General features: G+C 64.6%; 1 protein-coding gene and 2 pseudogenes. All 3 read right to left on the bottom strand.

Features of this window, described 5'->3' with window-relative positions; all coding sequences use genetic code 11:
- A pseudogene (locus MOV75_RS38925) lies at positions 1 to 188 on the bottom strand (polysaccharide deacetylase family protein); the annotation flags it as partial.
- 104 nt (positions 189 to 292) lie between these two features.
- The gene (locus MOV75_RS38930; protein ID WP_246930183.1) at positions 293 to 862 is read right to left on the bottom strand and encodes a glutathione peroxidase; all 570 of its coding nucleotides are present in this window, start codon (positions 860 to 862) and stop codon (positions 293 to 295) included.
- 89 nt (positions 863 to 951) lie between these two features.
- Positions 952 to 1,180 (bottom strand): annotated as a pseudogene (locus MOV75_RS38935) (L,D-transpeptidase); the annotation flags it as partial.

Consider the following 1,180-nt stretch of genomic DNA (forward strand, 5'->3'; position numbering starts at 1 on the left):
GGCGTTGCTGCCGGGGCGGCTTGCGTCGCGGCCGCGGGCTTTGCGGCCGGAGTCTGCGACCATGCCGCGCCGGTCATGGCCAGAGATATTGCGCTTGCCAAAATCAGTCCTGCCGCCACGCGCATGGTGTTGTCCTCGAGATTGATCCCGTTGTTCCGCCGCGGCTTTTCGCCTCCGGCAGAAATCATCCTGCCCCAAACGATCCCTAGCCTAGATGGTGGGCCATCGCCATTGCAACGGCTGTTTGGCATCCCGCCAGAATTGTGCCCAACCGGATCGGGCGCAACTCGCCTCAACTGTCGGCCAGCACCTTGGCAATTGCCGTCTTGATTCGCGTGTCGGCCGGTTCGACCGCGGACGAAAAGACGTCGGCGATATAGCCGTCGCGGCCAATCAGGTACTTGTGGAAGTTCCAGCGCGGAACTTCCCTCGGTCGTGCCTCGGCGGCCCATTTGTAGAATGGATGCGCCTTTGCGCCTGCTACGACGGCCTTGGCGGTGACCGGGAAGGTAACACCATATTGGTGGTGCGCGGTCTGGGTGATCTCGCTGCTGCCGCCGGGCTCCTGGCCGCCGAAATCATTCGAGGGCACGCCGATCACGGTGAGCCCGCGGGCGCGAAACTCGGTCCAGATCTCCTGCAGGCCGGCATATTGCGGCGTGTAGCCACAGAGCGAGGCGGTGTTGACAACCAGCAGCGGCTTGCCGGTGAAAGCGGCCAGCCGGAGCTCGTCGCCGGACAAAGCGGGGAAGGAGAAGGCATAGGCCGAGATCCGGCTCATGCCGCCGTCGGCGAATGCACGCGTGACCGGCATCAGTGTGCCGGTCAGCGCCATGGTGAGAACGGTCCTGCGGTTCATCATGACGGCATCCCCCGAAATGATCCGGGCGCATGTTACTCCGCCAGCGCGATCCGCCTCGTCAACACCGCGTTATCCGGCGCGGCGACAGACTAGTACAGGCGGACGATGAAGTCGGTGCCTTCGCCGGTCTCGCCCTGGTTGATGCCCTGGTCGGAGATGATGATCGAGCCGCCTGATGTCAGCATCTCGTTGATCTTCGCCATGGTGTCGGCAGGGATCGAGATACGGTCGAGGGCCGCAGCCGGGCTGTCCGGCGTGACCACGGGCTTGGCAGTCACGGGCTTGGCGGCGACGGGGATCACGACACCGCCGCGTTCG

The organism is Bradyrhizobium sp. PRIMUS42 (assembly GCF_023006515.1).
Taxonomy (GTDB): Bacteria; Pseudomonadota; Alphaproteobacteria; order Rhizobiales; family Xanthobacteraceae; genus Bradyrhizobium.

Excerpts from the sequence above, each read along its gene's own strand:
- MOV75_RS38930 (WP_246930183.1), bottom strand. The coding sequence starts at position 862 with ATGATGAACCGCAGGACCGTTCTCACCATGGCGCTGACCGGCACACTG.